At 50.0% G+C, this 17,341-nt stretch carries 22 protein-coding genes; 6 read left to right on the top strand and 16 right to left on the bottom strand.

Translation table 11 applies throughout. From position 1 onward, the window contains the following. The first annotated feature begins 1 nt into the window (after window position 1). The 3 genes from whiA (at window position 2) to pfkA (ending at window position 5,516) form a co-directional block, all read left to right on the top strand. Entirely contained in the window at window positions 2–922 is a 921-nt protein-coding gene (whiA, locus tag LY85_RS02575) for a DNA-binding protein WhiA (protein ID WP_141825342.1), read from the top strand. A 24-nt stretch (window positions 923–946) separates the two neighbouring features. Continuing rightward, window positions 947–4,444 (top strand): DNA polymerase III subunit alpha, encoded by a 3,498-nt coding sequence (locus LY85_RS02570; RefSeq protein WP_141825341.1) that lies wholly within the window; start codon window positions 947–949, stop codon window positions 4,442–4,444. 103 nt (window positions 4,445–4,547) lie between these two features. After that, window positions 4,548–5,516, top strand: a complete 969-nt coding sequence (pfkA, locus tag LY85_RS02565; RefSeq protein ID WP_038324393.1) for a 6-phosphofructokinase — start codon at window positions 4,548–4,550, stop codon at window positions 5,514–5,516. A 44-nt stretch (window positions 5,517–5,560) separates the two neighbouring features. On the opposite strand, the gene LY85_RS02560 is transcribed toward pfkA, so the two are convergent. The 3 genes from LY85_RS02560 to LY85_RS02550 all read right to left on the bottom strand — a co-directional run bounded on the left by LY85_RS02560 (window position 5,561) and on the right by LY85_RS02550 (window position 6,945). Beyond that, window positions 5,561–5,869: a competence protein ComFB gene (locus LY85_RS02560; protein ID WP_038324391.1), complete on the bottom strand. Its 309-nt coding sequence runs from the start codon at window positions 5,867–5,869 to the stop codon at window positions 5,561–5,563. A 119-nt stretch (window positions 5,870–5,988) separates the two neighbouring features. After that, complete coding sequence (locus LY85_RS02555; RefSeq protein WP_038324389.1) at window positions 5,989–6,480, bottom strand: amidase domain-containing protein; 492 nt, start codon at window positions 6,478–6,480, stop codon at window positions 5,989–5,991. 72 nt (window positions 6,481–6,552) lie between these two features. Then, window positions 6,553–6,945 (bottom strand): hypothetical protein, encoded by a 393-nt coding sequence (locus LY85_RS02550; protein ID WP_141825340.1) that lies wholly within the window; start codon window positions 6,943–6,945, stop codon window positions 6,553–6,555. 225 nt (window positions 6,946–7,170) lie between these two features. Here LY85_RS02550 and LY85_RS02545 point away from each other — a divergent pair, with 225 nt between their 5' ends. After that, on the top strand, window positions 7,171–8,367 hold the full coding sequence (locus tag LY85_RS02545; protein WP_141825339.1) for an HD domain-containing phosphohydrolase: 1,197 nt from the start codon (window positions 7,171–7,173) through the stop codon (window positions 8,365–8,367). On the opposite strand, the gene LY85_RS02540 is transcribed toward LY85_RS02545, so the two are convergent. The 6 genes from LY85_RS02540 to LY85_RS19145 form a co-directional block, all read right to left on the bottom strand. Continuing rightward, window positions 8,364–9,290, bottom strand: a complete 927-nt coding sequence (locus LY85_RS02540) for a Gfo/Idh/MocA family oxidoreductase (protein WP_141825338.1) — start codon at window positions 9,288–9,290, stop codon at window positions 8,364–8,366. The two genes, LY85_RS02545 and LY85_RS02540, sit on opposite strands and share 4 nt — an antisense overlap. A gap of 193 nt (window positions 9,291–9,483) precedes the next feature. After that, window positions 9,484–9,636 (bottom strand): hypothetical protein, encoded by a 153-nt coding sequence (locus tag LY85_RS19155; RefSeq protein WP_156103900.1) that lies wholly within the window; start codon window positions 9,634–9,636, stop codon window positions 9,484–9,486. 131 nt (window positions 9,637–9,767) lie between these two features. After that, window positions 9,768–10,040: a zinc-ribbon domain containing protein gene (locus LY85_RS02535; protein WP_038324384.1), complete on the bottom strand. Its 273-nt coding sequence runs from the start codon at window positions 10,038–10,040 to the stop codon at window positions 9,768–9,770. Between the two features lie 127 nt (window positions 10,041–10,167). Further along, window positions 10,168–10,380, bottom strand: a complete 213-nt coding sequence (locus LY85_RS02530; RefSeq protein WP_038324383.1) for a cold-shock protein — start codon at window positions 10,378–10,380, stop codon at window positions 10,168–10,170. Between the two features lie 223 nt (window positions 10,381–10,603). Next, window positions 10,604–10,747: a hypothetical protein gene (locus LY85_RS19150; protein ID WP_038324382.1), complete on the bottom strand. Its 144-nt coding sequence runs from the start codon at window positions 10,745–10,747 to the stop codon at window positions 10,604–10,606. A gap of 73 nt (window positions 10,748–10,820) precedes the next feature. After that, complete coding sequence (locus LY85_RS19145) at window positions 10,821–10,988, bottom strand: hypothetical protein (RefSeq protein ID WP_156103898.1); 168 nt, start codon at window positions 10,986–10,988, stop codon at window positions 10,821–10,823. A gap of 88 nt (window positions 10,989–11,076) precedes the next feature. Between LY85_RS19145 and LY85_RS02525 the strand changes: the two genes are divergently transcribed. After that, window positions 11,077–11,352 carry a hypothetical protein gene (locus tag LY85_RS02525; RefSeq protein WP_141825337.1) on the top strand — a complete coding sequence of 92 codons (276 nt, stop codon included), beginning with the start codon at window positions 11,077–11,079 and terminating at the stop codon, window positions 11,350–11,352. A gap of 367 nt (window positions 11,353–11,719) precedes the next feature. Here LY85_RS02525 and LY85_RS02520 read toward each other — a convergent pair whose 3' ends face one another. From LY85_RS02520 to LY85_RS02510, 3 genes are all read right to left on the bottom strand, one after another. After that, window positions 11,720–13,168, bottom strand: a complete 1,449-nt coding sequence (locus LY85_RS02520) for an amino acid permease (RefSeq protein WP_141825336.1) — start codon at window positions 13,166–13,168, stop codon at window positions 11,720–11,722. 173 nt (window positions 13,169–13,341) lie between these two features. Continuing rightward, the gene (locus LY85_RS02515; protein WP_038324378.1) at window positions 13,342–14,109 is read right to left on the bottom strand and encodes a type III pantothenate kinase; all 768 of its coding nucleotides are present in this window, start codon (window positions 14,107–14,109) and stop codon (window positions 13,342–13,344) included. 14 nt (window positions 14,110–14,123) lie between these two features. Further along, a complete protein-coding gene (locus tag LY85_RS02510; protein ID WP_243122460.1) occupies window positions 14,124–14,795 on the bottom strand; it encodes an ECF transporter S component in 672 nt (223 codons plus the stop codon). A 280-nt stretch (window positions 14,796–15,075) separates the two neighbouring features. Between LY85_RS02510 and LY85_RS19140 the strand changes: the two genes are divergently transcribed. Then, the gene (locus LY85_RS19140) at window positions 15,076–15,222 is read left to right on the top strand and encodes a hypothetical protein (protein ID WP_185741074.1); all 147 of its coding nucleotides are present in this window, start codon (window positions 15,076–15,078) and stop codon (window positions 15,220–15,222) included. Window positions 15,223–15,283: 61 nt separating this feature from the next. Here the strand turns inward: LY85_RS19140 and LY85_RS02505 are convergent, their stop codons facing one another. From LY85_RS02505 to LY85_RS02490, 4 genes are all read right to left on the bottom strand, one after another. Next, entirely contained in the window at window positions 15,284–15,484 is a 201-nt protein-coding gene (locus LY85_RS02505) for a hypothetical protein (RefSeq protein WP_243122459.1), read from the bottom strand. A gap of 122 nt (window positions 15,485–15,606) precedes the next feature. Then, the gene (locus LY85_RS02500; RefSeq protein ID WP_141825334.1) at window positions 15,607–16,032 is read right to left on the bottom strand and encodes a CBS domain-containing protein; all 426 of its coding nucleotides are present in this window, start codon (window positions 16,030–16,032) and stop codon (window positions 15,607–15,609) included. 118 nt (window positions 16,033–16,150) lie between these two features. Then, window positions 16,151–16,711, bottom strand: a complete 561-nt coding sequence (locus LY85_RS02495; RefSeq protein ID WP_243122458.1) for a CBO0543 family protein — start codon at window positions 16,709–16,711, stop codon at window positions 16,151–16,153. Window positions 16,712–16,724: 13 nt separating this feature from the next. Beyond that, window positions 16,725–17,306 carry a CBO0543 family protein gene (locus tag LY85_RS02490; protein ID WP_141825333.1) on the bottom strand — a complete coding sequence of 194 codons (582 nt, stop codon included), beginning with the start codon at window positions 17,304–17,306 and terminating at the stop codon, window positions 16,725–16,727. Window positions 17,307–17,341 lie beyond the last annotated feature (35 nt).

The following is a 17,341-nucleotide window of genomic DNA, read 5'->3' as shown; positions in this document are numbered from 1 at the left end:
AATGTCATTCGCGTCTGAAACAAAAACCGAACTTTGTCAGGCGATGCCGCAAAATTCCTGCTGCCGGAAAGCGGAATGCTACGGCATGCTTTTATTTGGCCGCAGCTTTTCTCAAAATGCCATTTCCCTGACGATTGAAAACACCGCCGCCGCCCACAGGGCCGCGCAGCTTACCGCGGAAACCGTGGGGGTGATCGTGGATATTTCCACCTCTCTGCTGCGTCGAAAAGAGCGCAAAAGCGCTTTTACCGTTGCCGTATCCGGCGGCGGACAGAGGGAAGAGGTGCTTTCCTGTTTCGGGCACACGGGAAAAGAGATCCATCTTCGGATCAACCGTGCCAATATGGAAAATGATTGCTGCGCCTGCGCGTTTTTGCGGGGCGTTTTTCTTTCCTGCGGCACCGTGACCGACCCCATCAAGGATTATCATCTGGAATTCGTGGTGCCGTTTATGAATCTTGCTAAGGATTTATGTGCCTTCATCAGCGAAATCTATGAGCTTGACCTGCAGCCGGGACTGCTGAACCGGAAGGGCTCGTATGTAGTCTATATCAAGGGGAGCGAGCATGTCGCGGATTTCCTGACCTTTATGGGCGCCGGAAAGGCCGCCATGAGCCTGATGCAGGTCAAGATGCTGAAAGAGGTCCGCAACAACGTCAACCGGAAAACCAATTTTGAGACGGCGAATATCGACAAGACGGCGTCCGCCGCGGCGGCGCAGATTGTTGCAATCGAAAAGATCATCCGTTCAGCCGGGGGCTTGTCCGCGCTGCCGGAGGAACTGCGGGAGCTTGCCGTGCTGCGCTGCCGGTATCCCGAAATGTCGCTCCGCGAGCTCGGGGCAACGCTTTCCGAACCGCTCAGCCGGTCCGGGGTGAACCACCGTCTGCAGCGCATTATGGAGTTTGCAAGAGTATTATAAAGAACTGACAGGAGGGTACCGCACATGTTTGTTCATCTGCATCTGCACACCGAGTACAGCCTGCTGGACGGCGCGTGCCGTATCACGGAGCTGCTGAATACCGCCGCTGAGCGGGGGGACACCGCCGTAGCGATTACCGACCACGGGGTCATGTACGGCGCGGTCGATTTTTATAAGGAAGCCAAAAAGCGCGGCATCAAGCCGATCATCGGGTGCGAGGTCTACGTCGCGCAGCGCACGCGTTTTGACAAGGTGCACGAGCTGGACTCGGAGCATCGGCATCTGGTCCTTCTCTGTGAAAACAACACCGGCTACCAGAATCTGATCGCCCTTGTGTCGAAGTCATGGACGGAAGGCTTTTACAGCAAGCCGCGTGTGGATTTCGACCTTTTAAGGGAGCACCACGAGGGGCTTATTGCCCTTTCCGCCTGCCTTGCGGGAGAAATCCCGCGCGCCCTGACCGCGGGCGACTATGCCGGGGCGAAGGAAGCCGCCCTTCGCTACCGTTCTATTTTTGGAGAGGACAATTTCTATCTGGAGCTGCAGGATCACGGTTTGAGGGAGCAAAAACGCATCAATCCGTCCATCATAAAGCTTTCGGAGGAAACGGGAATCCCGCTTATTGTGACCAACGACTGCCATTACATCAGCCAGGAAGACAATAAAATGCATCATATCCTCCTTTGTATCCAGACCAACCATACGGTTGAGGATAAGGACGGTATGGAATTCGGCAGCAACCAGTTTTATTACAAGAGCGAAGAAGAAATGCGCGCCCTGTTTTCGGGCCATCCGGAGGCCGCCGACAATACGGTCCGTATCGCGGAGCGGTGCAATGTGGAGTTTGAATTCGGCAAAACCAAGCTGCCGCATTTTGATACGCCGAATGGGCAGGAGAACACGGCTTTTTTCCGTGACAAATGCTACGAGGGCCTTTACAAATATTACGGCGAGAATCCCGCAAAGGAACTGGCCGAGCGGCTGGAATATGAATTAAATACCATTGAGCATATGGGGTACGTCAATTACTACCTGATCGTCTACGATTTTGTACGTTATGCGAAGGAAGCCGGTATCCCGGTGGGGCCGGGAAGAGGCTCCGGTGCGGGAAGCCTTGCGGCGTACTGCATCGGGATTACGGGAATCGACCCCATTCGGTACAATCTGCTGTTTGAACGCTTTCTCAACCCGGAGCGTGTCAGTATGCCGGACTTCGATATCGACTTTTCCGACGAACGCCGACAGGAAATGATCGAATACGTGGTGCGGAAATACGGCGCGGACCATGTCGCTCAGATCGTCACCTTCGGCACCATGGCGGCGCGGGGCTCCATCCGCGATGTGGGCCGCGCCATGGCGATTCCCTACGCGACGGTGGACGGGGTCGCGAAGCTGGTGCCGATGGAACAGAACATCACGCTGGAAAAGGCGCTCAAAGCTTCCGCCGATTTAAGGCAGCGCTACGACACCGACCCCCAGATTCACGAGCTGATCGATATGGCAAGAAAGCTGGAAGGAATGCCGCGCAACGCCTCCACCCACGCCGCGGGCGTCGTCATTACGGACAGGCCGGTCGCGGAGTATGTGCCGCTTGCCAAAAACAACGATTCCGTAGTCACGCAGTATACCATGACCGCGCTGGAGGAGCTCGGTCTGCTGAAGATGGACTTCCTCGGCCTGCGCAATCTCTCCGTCATCCGCGACGCACAGGATATGATCGCCGCGCAGCGGCCGGGCTTTCAGATCGAGGACATTCCGCTGGACGATAAAAAGGTGTACGCCATGCTTTCCAGCGGCGCGACCGACGGCGTGTTCCAGTTTGAATCCGCCGGGATGCGCAGTGTCATTATGCAGCTGAGGCCCGAATACATCGAAGACCTCATCGCGGTCATTTCGCTTTACCGCCCGGGGCCGATGGAATCCATTCCGCGCTATGTCGAAAACCGCCATCATCCGGAAAGGGTTTCTTACCGCCATCCGCTTCTCAAGGACATTCTGGACGTTACCTACGGCTGCATTGTCTATCAGGAACAGGTGATGCAGATTTTCCGTACGCTGGCGGGCTATTCGCTGGGGCGCGCGGATATCGTGCGCCGTGCGATGAGCAAGAAAAAAGCCTCCGTAATGGAGAGGGAACGGGAAATCTTCCTCTACGGGCTGACCAACGAAAAGGGAGAGGTTGAAGTGGACGGCTGCATCCGCCGTGGGGTGGACGAGCCGACGGCAAAAGCCATCTACGGCGAAATGGAAAGCTTCGCGTCCTACGCCTTCAACAAATCCCACGCCGCGGCCTACGCTCTGCTGAGCTATCAGACCGCCTGGCTCAAATGCTTCTATCCGCGCGAATATATGGCGGCGCTGATGACCAGCGTGCTGGACAACAACAATAAGCTGGCGGCTTACATAGCCGAGTGTATGCGCCTGGGCATCCGCGTGCTGCCGCCCAACGTCAACCAGAGCGGCGTCGGCTTCACCGTTGCGGGGAAGGACATCCGCTTCGGCCTGCTCGCCGTGAAAAATCTGGGCAGGGGATTCATTGTCAGCACCCTGCGCGACCGGAAAGAAAACGGGCAGTATACCACGTTTTACGGCTTCTGCAAGCGTATGTACGGCGAACTGAACCGGCGCGCGCTGGAAAGCCTGATCAAATGCGGGGCGCTGGACGGCCTTGGCGTCAACCGCAGACAGATGCTGACCAGTGTCGGCAATATCATGGATCATCTCGACGACGACAAGCGCCGCAATGTGGACGGCCAGATGGGCTTTTTCGACACCCCCGCCCAGACGGCGGACGATGAGGAGTATTCCATAGCGGCCATGCCCGATTTCAGTGCCGGCGACAAGCTCTCCATGGAAAAAGAAGTGACCGGCATGTATCTTTCCGGCCATCCCATGGCAGAATATATCAATCAGTATGATGCAGTCCACGCAAGCCGCACCGGCGATATCCTTGACGACGCAAGGGAGGACGGAGGACGCTTTCACGACGGCGATACGGTGACTCTCCTCGGGATTATTGCCGGCGTAAAAATGAAAGTGACCAAGAGCAATACCACGATGGCCTTTGTTACGCTGGAAGACATGTTCGGCTCTATGGAGGTCCTGGTTTTTCCGAAAATCCTCGCCCAGTATGCCGAGTGGATCACGGAAGGGAAAATCGTGAAGATGTTCGGCAGAATCAGTATGCGCGAAGACGAAGAGGCCAAGCTGGTCTGCGAGTCGGTCGGTCCCGCTCCTTCCCTTCACGGGGGTTCCGAAAAAAGTGCGGGAGCCGCAAAGCCCGCACACCCGGGGCTTTACATCAAAGTGCCGCAGGAGGAGTCGGAGCTTTATGACCGGGCCAAAAAATACCTTGCCATTTTTGACGGCAGGACGCCGCTTTATATTTACTTTGTCAATACCAAAAAGCTGGTGCGGGCTCCCTTTTCCATGTATGTCAGCGTCAACGATATTTTGGTGCGGGAATTAAAAAATCTGCTCGGAGAAAAAAATGTGGCGGTTGTGAAGGAAATACAACAATAATCCATATAGCAGATACTTTTGTCCATATTCACCGGTTGATTCTTCTTTGCCTGATATACTATAATTTAGATATGGCAAAGCAACGAATTTAGGGGGTATCATCATGAATGCAAAAACAATTGCGGTTCTGACCAGCGGGGGAGATGCGCCGGGAATGAACGCAGCCGTCCGGGCGGTAGCAAGGGCCGGTATTTCTTATGGAATGAGAGTCATGGGCGTACGCAGAGGCTTCAACGGCCTTTTGAACCGCGACGTCTTTGAAATGAATCTGCGCAGTGTTTCGGATATTATTCATCACGGCGGTACGGCCTTGTTTACGGCCCGCAGCCCGGAATTCAATACTCCGGACGGCGTAAAAAAGGCGGCCGACAATTGCCGCGACATGGGCATCGAGGGCATCGTGGTCATTGGCGGAGACGGTTCTTTTCGCGGTGCGCGCGACCTTACCAAGGAAGGAATTCCCTGTGTAGGCGTGCCGGGTACGATTGACAACGACATTGCCGCCAGTGAATATACCATTGGCTTTGACACCGCCATGAACACGGCCGTGGAGATGGTTGACCGTCTGCGCGATACGACCGAGTCGCATGACCGCTGCAGTGTTGTAGAAGTAATGGGCAGGAAATGCGGGGATCTGGCACTCCAGACCGGCATTGCGGTCGGTGCAACGACCATCCTTGTTCCGGAAGTTCCCTTCGATTTTCAGACGGACATCATCAACCGTATGATGTTTACCCAGAAAACGGGTAAAAAGCATTTTATCATTGTGGTGGCCGAGGGCGTCGGTGGAGTAGACAAGCTGGCAAAGGATATTGAAGAAAAGACGGGGATCGAAACCAGGGCTACGGTACTTGGCCATGTACAGCGCGGCGGGTCGCCCACGCTCCGTGACCGTGTGGCCGGCAGCGTGATGGGATTCCATGCCGCCGATCTTCTGTACAAAGGCCGGGGCAACAGGGTCGTTGTGATGCAGAATGGCAAGATCGTTGATCTGGATATTACGGAAGCGCTTGAGATGGAGCGCGTTTTTGACAGGAGCCTGTACGACATAGCGCTAAAAATTTCAATCTAAATTAAAAAAATAAAAGGAGTTCCGTTTTTCTGGCGGAACTCCTTTTATTTTTGCGTATTATTTTCAGAAGAAATTTCAGTGGGAAGAGTATGGTGAGGGTTTTCCGAAACCACCTTTGCGGCCTGAAACAATGCGTTGAGCAAATCCGTTTCATATTGTGTGGACAGCGTATCCAGCTTGGAATAAACCTCGCCTTCATAGGTGGCAACATATTTGGGCGGGAGTCTGTTCAATGCGTAAGAAGCGATGTCCATCCGGCATTTCTCACATTTACAGCAATCCAGCTTATCGATTACCTCGTCCATTTTGGTCAAAAGCAGGGATTCCATCAGATTTTTCAGTTTTACTCCCATACAGATCTGCCTTTCCTTCAAATTGCCCGTTCATAGCTATTTCATTCTATCATTATTGGAAGTATTTGTAAATGATTTTCGGAAACATGCTGTTCTCTTTTTCCAACCCCGGAAAAATTTCATTGATATTTCCTTACACCTTTGATATGTAAGTAGCGGATGGTACTGTAAAAATAGCTGCTCAGCGGCCGCATGTATGCGTCGTACGTATGGGCGGCGATAAAAATATCCTGCTCAGTGATACCCACAACGACGGGGGAATGGTAAAAGTGGTTTTCGGCGTTGCCGAGCTGAACAATATCCCCAACCTCCAGAGAACTTACGTCGACCTGCTCCGCATAAGGTCCCGCTTCCTTGTTTGTCGTCAGGAAATTAAAAAGATATTGAACGCCGCTCCACGAAGGGGTACGGTCATTGCTGCTTTTGTAGTACCAGCCGAAAATGGGGGTGTAATTCATCACCCTGCTTCCGGCATAAATGCACTGCGAGGCAAAATTGGTACAGTCGCCGCCCATTTTATCGAAATTCATAAAGGCGCGGTTCCTCAAAAGAGCCCACGTTTTGGCGTATTCGGCTACCTGTTCCCGGTTATACGGTATCTCGACCAGCATAAGGATGCACCTCTTCCAATTATGATTCTTATCAAATCTTATGATGCATCCGCCCTTGGCATGACAAAACGTTCAGTCTTTTCCGCGATACCGGATTTTGTGATAACAATAGGAGAGGAACTGCAATACGGTGCCGGCGCAAAGCCCGATGGCCATCCAGGTGAACAGGGATAAAAGGCCGGCCAGGTCCTCCCACCCGCTTCTGCTTCCCAGAAATGTCCGGAACATATCAAGGTATCCCACGAAAAGTCCCAGCACGAAGACAAAGCACATGATTTTCAGCTGCAGCAGATACAAAACGGAGGAGACGGCGCCGAAAATCAGGGAAAGGATGATATATGCGGCAATATTCTGCAGGGTGACCGGATTTCCGAGCAGATATTTTATACCGAGATAGAGCAGCGTAAAGGACAGAATAGCCACAGTGAAAAAAATAAACCAGAAATTTTTTTTGTTTTTCTTCATGCAAATCCTCCTGACCAAACAGAATAAAAAGGATATTTCTGTCAGGAATATGCCCGTTTTTCCGCTTGCTTAGACGCAGGCGGAAAGGGAGGTTTGTGCAGCGTGGGTGGATTTTTTAGATTTAAAATCTGTAAATTTTGATACATGGTCATAAAAAGTCATTTCTTGTATTATTATAAAATAAATGTTATAATTTACCAAACTGCAAACATGGAGATTGTGATCATGGATTTTAATGTAAATGAACTATTGAATTCTCTTTCCTATACGCTTGACTTCGTAGAAAAGGATTTAATCAGCGACGTTACCAATCACGGCAGAAGGGTGGCCTATATTGCCGCAAGAATCGGGCAGAAAATCAATTTATCCAATACGGAATTGTTCGACCTGATTTCCTATTCGCTTCTGCACGATAACGGCGTGACCAAAGCACTGATCCAGGTAGATGGCATTGAAAACTACAGAAAAGCGGAGCTAGACAGGATGCATTGCGTGGAGGGGGAGAAAAACATTAATTTTTTCCCTTTCTTTCATAAAATACCGAATGTTATTCTCTATCATCACGAACATTATGACGGCAGCGGATTTTTCGGCATTTCCGGCAAGGAAATCCCGATGTTTTCAAGGATTATCGCTCTGGCCGATTTCGTCGCCATCTATTTTTCCGAAGGAAAGAAGCACGCCGATATCGAAGCCCGGGTTAAAAAATTCCCGATTTTCGACCCGGATTTTATCGATGTTTTTCTGGAGCTGAGCAGAAATATTGAATTCTGGCTGAATATGGATGACAATTTCGTATTCCAGGCGCTGCGCGTAGTTACCCCCACCGTCCACAGGGAGTTCAGCTATCAGGAAATGCGCACGGTTTCCAGAATATTCAGCAATATTATTGACGCCAAATCGCCGTTTACCGGTTCGCATTCGCGCGGGATCAGTGAGAAGACCGGGATTCTGTGCGATTATTATGAATTTGACAGAGAGACCTATTGGAAAATGCGGATTGCCGCTGATCTGCACGATCTGGGAAAACTGATGATACCCAATGAAATTCTGGACAAACCCGGTACTCTGGATGCGAATGAAATCGCGGTCATACAGTCCCATCCGTTTTATACCCGCAAAACGCTGGAAGAAATCACAGGGTTTGAAGAGATCGCCGACTGGGCGGCCAATCATCATGAAAAGCTGAACGGGAAAGGGTACCCGTATGGATTTGACGGGAACAGGCTTGACTTTAATTCCCGGCTTCTGTGCTGCGTGGATATCTATCAGGCCCTGACGGAGGACAGGCCGTACCGTCCGGCTATGCCGCACAGCAGGGCGATTATGCTGATGCGGAACATGTCGGAGCACGACCTGATTGACGCTTCCATTGTAGAAGATATCAATTCCATTTTTGAAGCGGCTTGCGCGACGGCCTAATTTCCGATATGCATCATCGTGTCCAGAAGCCTTTGGGTTTTCAATGCTTCCTCGCCGTTTACCAGCGGCTGGGTATTTCCCTCAATGGAATTGATAAAATGGAGAATGGCCCCTTCAAATCCCTTGCGTTTTAAAATGGTTTCCCAGGCCGGCGGAGTTTCCGTTTCCGTTTTTCCCCCGGCTTCGGTTTCAAAAGTATCCATGTCCAAGACCCGCACGAGGGCCCCTTCGGTGAGAACCTCGATTCTTTCCAGATTGGTACCGGCTTTCCGGTGCATATCCAGAAAGACGGTACAGCCGTTTTCCGCTTTATATTGGTGCTGGGCAAAAATCAGTTCCTGATTTTCATTCACCTTGACGGAACCGCCGATCTGACTGCCGCCCTCGGGCTCGGCGAACCAGCGGGCAGTGTCTGCCAGATGAATATAGTCGTCCAGCATTGTGATTCTATAGTTTTCGGACCGGATGGAGTCCGCCCGGTGCTTTTCCAGCCGAATCAGCGCCGTGCCGGCGTCCGTCATGTTTTTTGCCCGGACATACATCGGCGCAAATCTGCGGTTGAACCCGACCATCAGCTTTCTGCCGTATCGCAGGCTGAGCTCCGCGAGCTGTTCCGCTTCGTCGGAGGTAGCCGCAAGCGGTTTGTCTGCATATACGTCTTTTCCGTGCTTCAAAGCTTCTGAAACGATTTCATAGTGGGACTCCGTTGACGAGGACACGAATACGGCGTCCGTCTCCCTCAGCAAATCCGTCAGATTGGGGAACGCTTTGATCCGGTACATGCCGCACAGCTGGTTCCTTTTCCATTCCGTAGGGCTGTATCCCCCGGCCAAAGTCCAGTTTCTTTCCGCGGAAAGAAACGGGAGATAAACCTTCTGCGCTATATTTCCAAGTCCGATCATTCCAATACGAATTTTTGACATGGTGTCCTCCTGATATGTGTTTTTTCCATTTTATCATAGCGCGGAAGCGATATCAATCATGCGGTTAAGATATGGACGGCAGTCTGCAGACAGAAAAAGACCTCCGGCTTCATGAAAACAGGCATGGCTTTTTAAAGCCGCATCTGGTTCAACCAAGCGGAGGCGGTTATTGGGAACGGGCATTGCCGCTCATTCAGTCCATACTATCGATTTCTTCCTGGAGTTCGTCTATGAAAACTTCGATCTTGTCCATGCGTGTATGGTCCTTTTGTTTTTCAGCCTGCTGATAGCAAACCTTGTATACCAATAATTTGCTTTTCAGCATTGCTTTTTTCTTTGTATTCAATAGAGCACCTCCTAAGTGTATTTCTTTTATTATAACATAGAAATATAAATCCATAGTGTGATTGAAGAAAGAGAAATATTGACAAAAAAGTACGCCGTAAACGGCGTACTTCAGCAATCGGCATTCTTAAATTATCTTTGCTTGGAAAAGCATTCGCTACAGTAAACCGGGCGGTCGTCCCTGGGACGGAAAGGAACCTTGCAGGTTGTTCCGCAGGAAGCGCAGACAGCGTCAAACATTTCACGCTGGGGTTTTCCGGCGTTTTTGCGGGCATTGCGGCAGTCCTTGCAGCGTGTGGGTTCATTAGTGAATCCTTTTTCAGCGAAGAAGTCCTGTTCACTTGCGGTGAATACGAATTCTTGTCCGCAGTCTCTGCATGTCAGGGTTTTGTCTTTGTTAAACAATTGAAGTACCTCGTTTTTAAAATATATGCCTGACCGTGAGGTCAGGCACTATTGTCAGTATACAGGATACCAGCTTGATTGTCAAATTTATTTTTATGAAAAATTTGACCTTTTTTGCTTCATAATGTTATTGTACAACAGTAACATTGGCAGCTTTCAGTTTCCCGTTGCGAGGATCTGTCTCGGTGTCGAAAGTAACTTTCTGACCTTCCGTTAAAGATTTATATCCCTGACCGGTAATAGCGGAAAAATGGACAAACACATCGTCCCCGCCTTCGTCGTTGGAAATAAATCCAAATCCTTTATCCTGATTAAACCATTTTACTGTACCTTTATTCATAAAAAGCACCTCCAAATATATTATATCCGCATGTAAAATAAAAAACCGCACATTTATGTAAATCATTAAACGGTCAATGACTTACATAAATATGCGAGTTCCATTGGTACATTTAGAATACATATCTATTATAGCACAAAAACAGGAGAAGTCAACCGTAGCTAACGATTATTTGGGGATTTTTCATGTTCTATTCATGCGGCCCTGAAAAAGCAGCAGAGGGTTACCCCTCTGCGACAATGGAGTCCAGGCACTTAATCAAATCCTGAATGGAATTGATTTTGACATCCCTTTTCATAATTTCTTCTTTCAGATCCTTTGACAGGGAGTCAAACTTGCTTTTCATCGCGGGCCCTATATCAGCCATATTATCACCTCGCGAGTAGGATTCCCTTTCCTCTCTGAAAAATACAGCCGTCCCGGATTCCGGGACGGCTTTTTCAGTTTGGCTGATTCCGATCGCTCCGAAGAAAATCCTGATAAGAATTGTCTTCGTCACTGTCATTTTTTTCTGTTTCTTTCTCGTTGTACTCCATAAAATCATAGTCGCCGGCTTCAAACGGATTATTTTTGTCGTTTTTATTCCAGCCGCAATACGGAATATTCATAAAAATCAATCACCTCAGGATTAATTTTTACGAAACCGCTTGATTTATGAATGGAAATTTATTTTGAACGCGGTGTGTTGCCCCCGCTTTGCTTTTTAATGTCCACGCTGGCGTCCCGGTCTGCCGGGCGTATGAGGCGGTCCCGGCGGATGGGGTGGTCCCGGCGGATGGGGTGGTCCCGGCGGATGAGGCGGCCCCGGCGGACGGGGTGGTCCCGGTGGATGGGGTGGCCTTGGCGGACGGGGCGGCCCCGGCGGATGAGGCGGCCCCGGCGGACGCCTTCTGGGCTGGAACCACCACCAGAAGGGGAAGAATCCTCTTGCCATATTATTACACCTCCTTACTCTCTATAATATGCAGCTGACAGAGTTAAGAAGGTTCCAACGTAAAATAAAAGCGGCTCATACCGTATCACCGGTGCGAGCCGCCTGTACCGCCTGTTTTCAGACGGGCAAAAAAGAGGGAAATGAAAAAGAGTATATGTGAATCCCCATAGGGGAACCTGCTGTTAGTCTGCCTGCCTGTCGGTTCGGTATTCCGTCTGTGCCGACAGGCGTACGGCAGTAATCATAATATCTTTATACATAAGGAGGAGCAAAAACCTTTTCGGAACAATTAAAAGTATATCGTCCGCTTATGTCTGTGCGGTTAAGCAGCTTTTAAAATTTTAAGAAATTAATGTTAACAAATTAAAAACATGGAAATATGTGGAGTTCAAATAAAAAAACCGTTTATTTCCGATTGGTGTCGTTGTTTTTCGTGTTTGGCGGGGTAAGCTCTTTGGAAAATTCAGCCGAAAGATTTTTCTTGAAATCTTTTTTAACTGCGTTTCCGCGGGAAAGCTCCGGATGCTTCGAAAGATAATACAGTCTGACTGCGACATAGCACAGCGAATAAAAAATGACCATAAAAATTCCTGCCATCAGTCCGGACGCCTGTCCGGGAACGAAGGGCATACTGACCATGATCACGATCAGGGCAAGCAGGACAAACAGGGAGGTGTAGGGATATCCCTTTACCTGACATTTCCCGTTCGGCGGACAGCCGTGCTGTTTGCGAAAACGGATATGGGTCGCCATGATGAGCGTATAGGTGAAGAGCAGGGCAAAGCCGCCGGAGCTGATCAGAAACAGGTAAACTCTCGGAAACAGCAGACCGAGTCCCAGCCCCACCAGCATGGAAAAACCTGAAAACAGGATTCCGCGGCGGGGAACATCGTTCTGATCCTTCAGCCAGACGGGGGCAAGCCCCTCCTCCGCGAGCGAACGCATCATCCGCCCAAGACCGAACATGGCCGCCAGCATAGTGGACAGGATGGCAGTCACCAGCACCAGGTTCATGGCGGTACCGGCCCATCCGATTCCGCTTCTGTTCAGGGCGGCGACCAGGGGACTCGTATCCTCGTTAATATCGGCGGTCGGAATCAGGGGGAGAAGCACGGCGACGGAGAGAATGTAAAATCCGACCAGGCAGAGCACCGTATAATTGATTGCTTTCGGAACAGTTTCCTGCGGATTCTCCGCTTCCGAAGAAGCGAGGCCGATAATCTCAAAACCCGCATAGGCGAACATGACGATCAGCATGCTTCCGGCGATCCCTTTGATTCCTCCCGGCATCAGGGGCTCCTTCATAAGGGCTCCCGTACCGACTGCCGGGCTTCCGGGGAAGAGTCCGGCAATCAGCAAAGCGGCGATTACCACAAAGGAAACGATGGCCAGCAGCTTGATTGCCGCCAGTCCGCTTTCCAGCCTGCTGAGCTTGTCCGCGCCCAGCAGATTCAGAGCGGTTACAATGATAATGATCAGGCTTCCGAACAGCGGGATGGAAAGATTCGGCACCCATTCCCTGACAAGGATGGAGACGGCGGTGGCCTCGCTGGACATGGCGAGAATCATTCCCGTCCAGTACACCCACCCCACGACAAATCCCGTGCCCTGCCCGTACGCCTGAGCCGCAAAGGTACGGAAAGAGCCCGAGTCGGGATTGGCGACGGTCATTTCGGACAGCGCGAACAGGATAAAGTAAACCAGAAACCCTGCTAAAATGTAAGACAGTAAAATCGACGGGCCCGCGGCGTGAATTGCCACCGACGAGCCGAGAAAGAAGGAACCCCCTATGACCGTTCCCAGCGCCATCATGGTAAGCTGCCACGCGGACAGTCCCTTTTCTTTTTTCTTCATAATCCCAGCTCCGAACATAAAATCTCTCTGTTGTTTCGCAACAAAGATAGTATGTCCGGATTTTTCCTGATCCGGGCTGTCAGCTTTTTCCTCGGCGGACGATGAACTTCTGTCCATACAGAGGAATTAAAAAAAGGAGGGGCTGAAATCCACCGGATTTCAGCCCCTGTAAATTATTTGATATTTTTTTTATAGATGATGTACAGACCCTTTAAAGTAAGGTCGTTGTCCCAAATGATCTTGCGCTTGCAGTAGGGAACAATGTGGCGCGCAAGTCCGCCTGTAGCCACGACGGTCACGTGCTGATGCAATTCTTCCTCGATGCGGTCGATCACGCCGTCCAGCATGGCGGCATTCCCGAAGATAGCGCCGCTTTTCATACAGTCCACCGTGTTTGTTCCCGTGATTTTTTTCGGCGCCTCCAGGCTGATGTGCGGAAGCTGAGCGGTTTCTCTGGAAAGCGCTTCCATGGCGACGCGTACGCCGGGCATGATCATGCCGCCGATGTAGTTCCCGCGCGTGTCTAATACAGAGAGGGTCGTGGCGGTGCCCATATCAAAAATAATGGCGGGCTTCGGATACCCGGCGTAAGCGGCTACCGCGTCCACGACAAGGTCGCTGCCGAGCTGCGCCGGATTGTCGATCAGAATATTCAGCCCGGTCTTTACGCCGGAACCGACAATCAGAGAGACTTTCCCCGTCAATTTTTCAATCGCATCCTGTAAAACCACAGAAAGCTCCGGTACAACCGAGGAAATGATTCCGCCCTCTACTTTTGAGAAAGGACAGCGGTTTACCATAAAAAGGCTCTGCACCAGAATCGCGTATTCGTCGCTTGTCTTTGCACGGTCCGTGGCAAAGCGGGCGGTAAAGTGGATTTTATCGTCATCCATACAGCCCAGGACAGTATTCGTATTCCCAACGTCAACGGCGAGAATCATAAAAAATCACCTGCTTATTTTCTATTCGGAAGATTTTGAACTCCGGCATATTCTTTTTTCCGCAGCTTCAGCAGCGGCTTGCATACCGCAACAGTAATCAGGGCGGCCACAAGAGCCTCCGGCACGCCGTTTGTTCCGACAATGCCGAGCACGACGCCGATTACCGCACTGACCGGAATGGATTTGGCGGTCGCATAGGCTTCTTTAAACAGAAAATAAATCAGGCTCATTACCAGCGCGGTGTTGGTGAGAGCCCCTGAAATTCCGCCAAGCGTAAGGGAAAGATATTCTCCCTTGGAGCTGTTCTTTGAGAGCTTCTGCGCAAACTGATACACATAATACGGCACAACGCCCACCAGAATGCGGGGAACGAAGCAGATCACGAGGGCCAGAGGGCTGCCGTGCGCGGTTCCCGGGACAGGAATAAAGGGACAGAACGCGAAAGAGAGCACGGACGGTGTCATGTAGTTGCTGAGCAGGCTTGTCAGGCCAAAAATGCCGCCCAGAATCGCCCCGCGTTTCGGTCCCAGCACGATCGAGCCGATGATGACCGGGATGTGGATGATGGTGGCTTTGATAATCACCAGATTGATAAAACCAATCGGTGTGAAAGCCAGCACGAAAATGATGGCGGCGAACAGCGCCGTCAGGACAAAGTCCCCATACTTTGCGGATTGTTTATTCACTTTTATTACCTCCTGCTGCTGTTCCGTTGCCGGATACAGCGCAAATTTCCTGTTTATTATATCAGTCTGTGGGAAAAAGTCAATCGCTTTATCTAATCCTAAGGAAATAGCGATAGTATTTCCGATTGGTTTCTCCCCCACCGAAGGCGGGGGAGAAACGTGTTTTATCTCGCAAATGGAATTGCAATAGGCACTGTTTGATGAATAAAAAATGACGGAATTTAGCGAAACAGACGAGTTCCTTGATTTTTCGGACAGCATCTGATAAAAAAAGCCGCCGATGAATCAAAAAATCCAACGGCGGCGAAAAGGCAAAACTGTCAGCGGTGGCCGCGTGGCCGCATCCACCCGTGGGGACGGCGCGGTTGTGGAATCCTCGGACGACGGGGAGGGAACCACCACCAGATATAAGGTAATCTTAACATAATACACACCTCAGTATTATGATATGCAATGATGCTGAGGTGTGGAATCGTTTTCGACTTTCTTTATTCGTGCTGCAGGCCGTTGTTTTCTTCATTTTCCGGTTTCGGAATATGGTAAATTTCCGTGTAGGCTTCAGCTTCCCCTTCGGATACCGGAGGAGTCTGTATCAGGCCGGTGCATTCCGTCGAGGAGATGACGTTGTCCGTATAGAAAAAGGAATCCTGATCGTTCAGCTTCAATTTGCGTTTTTGTATATCGCTCATTAGGTTGTCCTCCTTAATTTTGATGATCTTAGTTTATCCAAATCACAGAATTTATTGCATAATAAATGCACCCCTCATCGATTTCAGACCTTGGGGGTGCATTCTATGGGACGGCTGCGTATTCACATACTGCCGTGGTTGGGCTGAGAAATATTTTTTAAGGCTTCCTGGGCATTGTCCTGCAGGGTGGGCTCAAGGGAGATGTCACCCAGCGCAACGATCCCGATCAGGCTGTTATGGTCCACAATGGGAAGCCGGCGGATCTGTTTTTCACTCATGATTCTGGCGGCGTCATGGACATCCATATCGGGGCTTCCGACGACCGGATCGGAACTCATGATATCCCTGACCGTCTGTTTCGTGTCGCCGCCGTCCGCCGTCGCCCTCAGGGCGATATCCCGGTCGGTGACGATGCCGATGACCTTATCCTGACTGCACACAGGAATCGAACCCACATCGTATTGCTTCATCAGCTGCGCGGCCTTTTCGATGGAATCATTTGAATCCAGGCTCGCAATTTTTGTTGACATGATTTCTTTTACTTTCATAATCCTCACCTCAGTGTTAGTTTTCCTTTGATGGGCGGAATTATTACCGGTTCAATAAATTTCATGCGTCAAATGCCGCCTGTGCATAGAAAAAGGACGAACCGAAGAAAAGCTACGTTCAAAGCTGTCCGGAATGTTTTGCTTGCGTTCTGAATATCTTCGCCATGATTGCTTTTGAACAGATTCCTATGGCGAAATACAGCGGCAGTCCATAATAGGTTTTCCATGTAATCATTTGATAGATACCGCTCAAAACAAAAAGAGGCTCAAGGACGAAACACGAGAGAACGGACATGATAATCGAGGCAATCGCGAAGCTCTTCCATGTCCGAAAATGTTGATAGATCACAGAGTAGACCAGAGGCAGGCTTGCCAGGTCAATAGCCGCTATGGGAGGAAACAGCGGAAATATCTCCACGGGATAATCCCAGAGAGTCATTTCCTCTCCCAACTCGTCAAGGATCAAAATCATCACGGTTACAATGCCTGCATACAGAATGATCTCATTCAGTCTGGATTTGTCGACTGTTTTCCACCAGACAACAATAGAAAACAGAAATACAAGCAGCAGCAGCCACCACCTAAAACGCAGCAGCTCGGTCTGAAACCATTCTTCAAAGCGGGCGGAAGTCAATTTCCATTGAATGTCGGCATTTGCCAGCATATTATTCGGTATCAATTACATCCGCTCCTTAATTTCGATTCGCCGGGACACTGATCTGATTTTTTTCCCTGATCGCGTAAATTTTCATTACCGCTGCTTTTATGCCGATTGCCACTATCGTATAAATCGGGAAGCTGAAATAATATTGCCAGTGAATAAGATAGTAGAATCCTCCCTTGGTAAGGAGCGGCTCAAACAGAAAACAAACTGCAGCCGATGTTATGATAACTGCATATACAAACCTTTTTCCCTTGCCGAAGCGTTGATAAACCAGTGAATAAATCAGAGGAAAACTTATTAAATTAACGGAAGACAACGGCGGGAATATGGGAATAAGATCGGTCGGATAATCCCATAACGTCAATTCTTCCCCGTATTCGTTGATGCCCATAAAGACTATGACGGACAAAATCACAAACAGGCAGATTTCCATCGATCTCGATTTATCAAGCATCATCCACCAGATCAATGCAAGAATTACAAGAAAGGCAATCAAAAACCACCATTTAAAATGGAATACGTCTTCCCGCAGCCACTCTTGAATATGGATATCCGTCAGTTCCCTTTGGATATCCACACTTTTGGGGACAGCAAACTCTTTCGCAAACATCGAAATTCTCCTAAAAATGGTACATTCAAATAAAT

Origin of the sequence: Clostridium sp. KNHs216 (assembly GCF_006714885.1) — a bacterium.
Lineage (GTDB): Bacteria > Bacillota > Clostridia > Oscillospirales > Acutalibacteraceae > Caproiciproducens.
The sequence above is the reverse complement of the archived record's forward strand: the minus strand, read 5'-3'. Positions and strand labels throughout refer to the sequence as shown.

What these genes read in the sequence shown, in the direction of transcription:
- pfkA (WP_038324393.1), top strand. Translation starts at nt 4,548, where the DNA reads ATGAATGCAAAAACAATTGCGGTTCTGACCAGCGGGGGAGATGCGCCG.
- LY85_RS19145 (WP_156103898.1), bottom strand. Translation starts at nt 10,988, where the DNA reads ATGAATATTCCGTATTGCGGCTGGAATAAAAACGACAAAAATAATCCG.
- LY85_RS02555 (WP_038324389.1), bottom strand. Translation starts at nt 6,480, where the DNA reads ATGCTGGTCGAGATACCGTATAACCGGGAACAGGTAGCCGAATACGCC.
- LY85_RS02570 (WP_141825341.1), top strand. Translation starts at nt 947, where the DNA reads ATGTTTGTTCATCTGCATCTGCACACCGAGTACAGCCTGCTGGACGGC.
- LY85_RS19150 (WP_038324382.1), bottom strand. Translation starts at nt 10,747, where the DNA reads ATGGCTGATATAGGGCCCGCGATGAAAAGCAAGTTTGACTCCCTGTCA.
- LY85_RS02520 (WP_141825336.1), bottom strand. Translation starts at nt 13,168, where the DNA reads ATGAAGAAAAAAGAAAAGGGACTGTCCGCGTGGCAGCTTACCATGATG.
- LY85_RS02515 (WP_038324378.1), bottom strand. Translation starts at nt 14,109, where the DNA reads ATGATTCTCGCCGTTGACGTTGGGAATACGAATACTGTCCTGGGCTGT.
- whiA (WP_141825342.1), top strand. Translation starts at nt 2, where the DNA reads ATGTCATTCGCGTCTGAAACAAAAACCGAACTTTGTCAGGCGATGCCG.
- LY85_RS02530 (WP_038324383.1), bottom strand. Translation starts at nt 10,380, where the DNA reads ATGAATAAAGGTACAGTAAAATGGTTTAATCAGGATAAAGGATTTGGA.
- LY85_RS02490 (WP_141825333.1), bottom strand. Translation starts at nt 17,306, where the DNA reads ATGTTTGCGAAAGAGTTTGCTGTCCCCAAAAGTGTGGATATCCAAAGG.
- LY85_RS02560 (WP_038324391.1), bottom strand. Translation starts at nt 5,869, where the DNA reads ATGGGAGTAAAACTGAAAAATCTGATGGAATCCCTGCTTTTGACCAAA.
- LY85_RS02550 (WP_141825340.1), bottom strand. Translation starts at nt 6,945, where the DNA reads ATGAAGAAAAACAAAAAAAATTTCTGGTTTATTTTTTTCACTGTGGCT.
- LY85_RS02545 (WP_141825339.1), top strand. Translation starts at nt 7,171, where the DNA reads ATGGATTTTAATGTAAATGAACTATTGAATTCTCTTTCCTATACGCTT.
- LY85_RS02505 (WP_243122459.1), bottom strand. Translation starts at nt 15,484, where the DNA reads ATGAGCGATATACAAAAACGCAAATTGAAGCTGAACGATCAGGATTCC.
- LY85_RS02540 (WP_141825338.1), bottom strand. Translation starts at nt 9,290, where the DNA reads ATGTCAAAAATTCGTATTGGAATGATCGGACTTGGAAATATAGCGCAG.
- LY85_RS19140 (WP_185741074.1), top strand. Translation starts at nt 15,076, where the DNA reads ATGAATCAAAAAATCCAACGGCGGCGAAAAGGCAAAACTGTCAGCGGT.
- LY85_RS02500 (WP_141825334.1), bottom strand. Translation starts at nt 16,032, where the DNA reads ATGAAAGTAAAAGAAATCATGTCAACAAAAATTGCGAGCCTGGATTCA.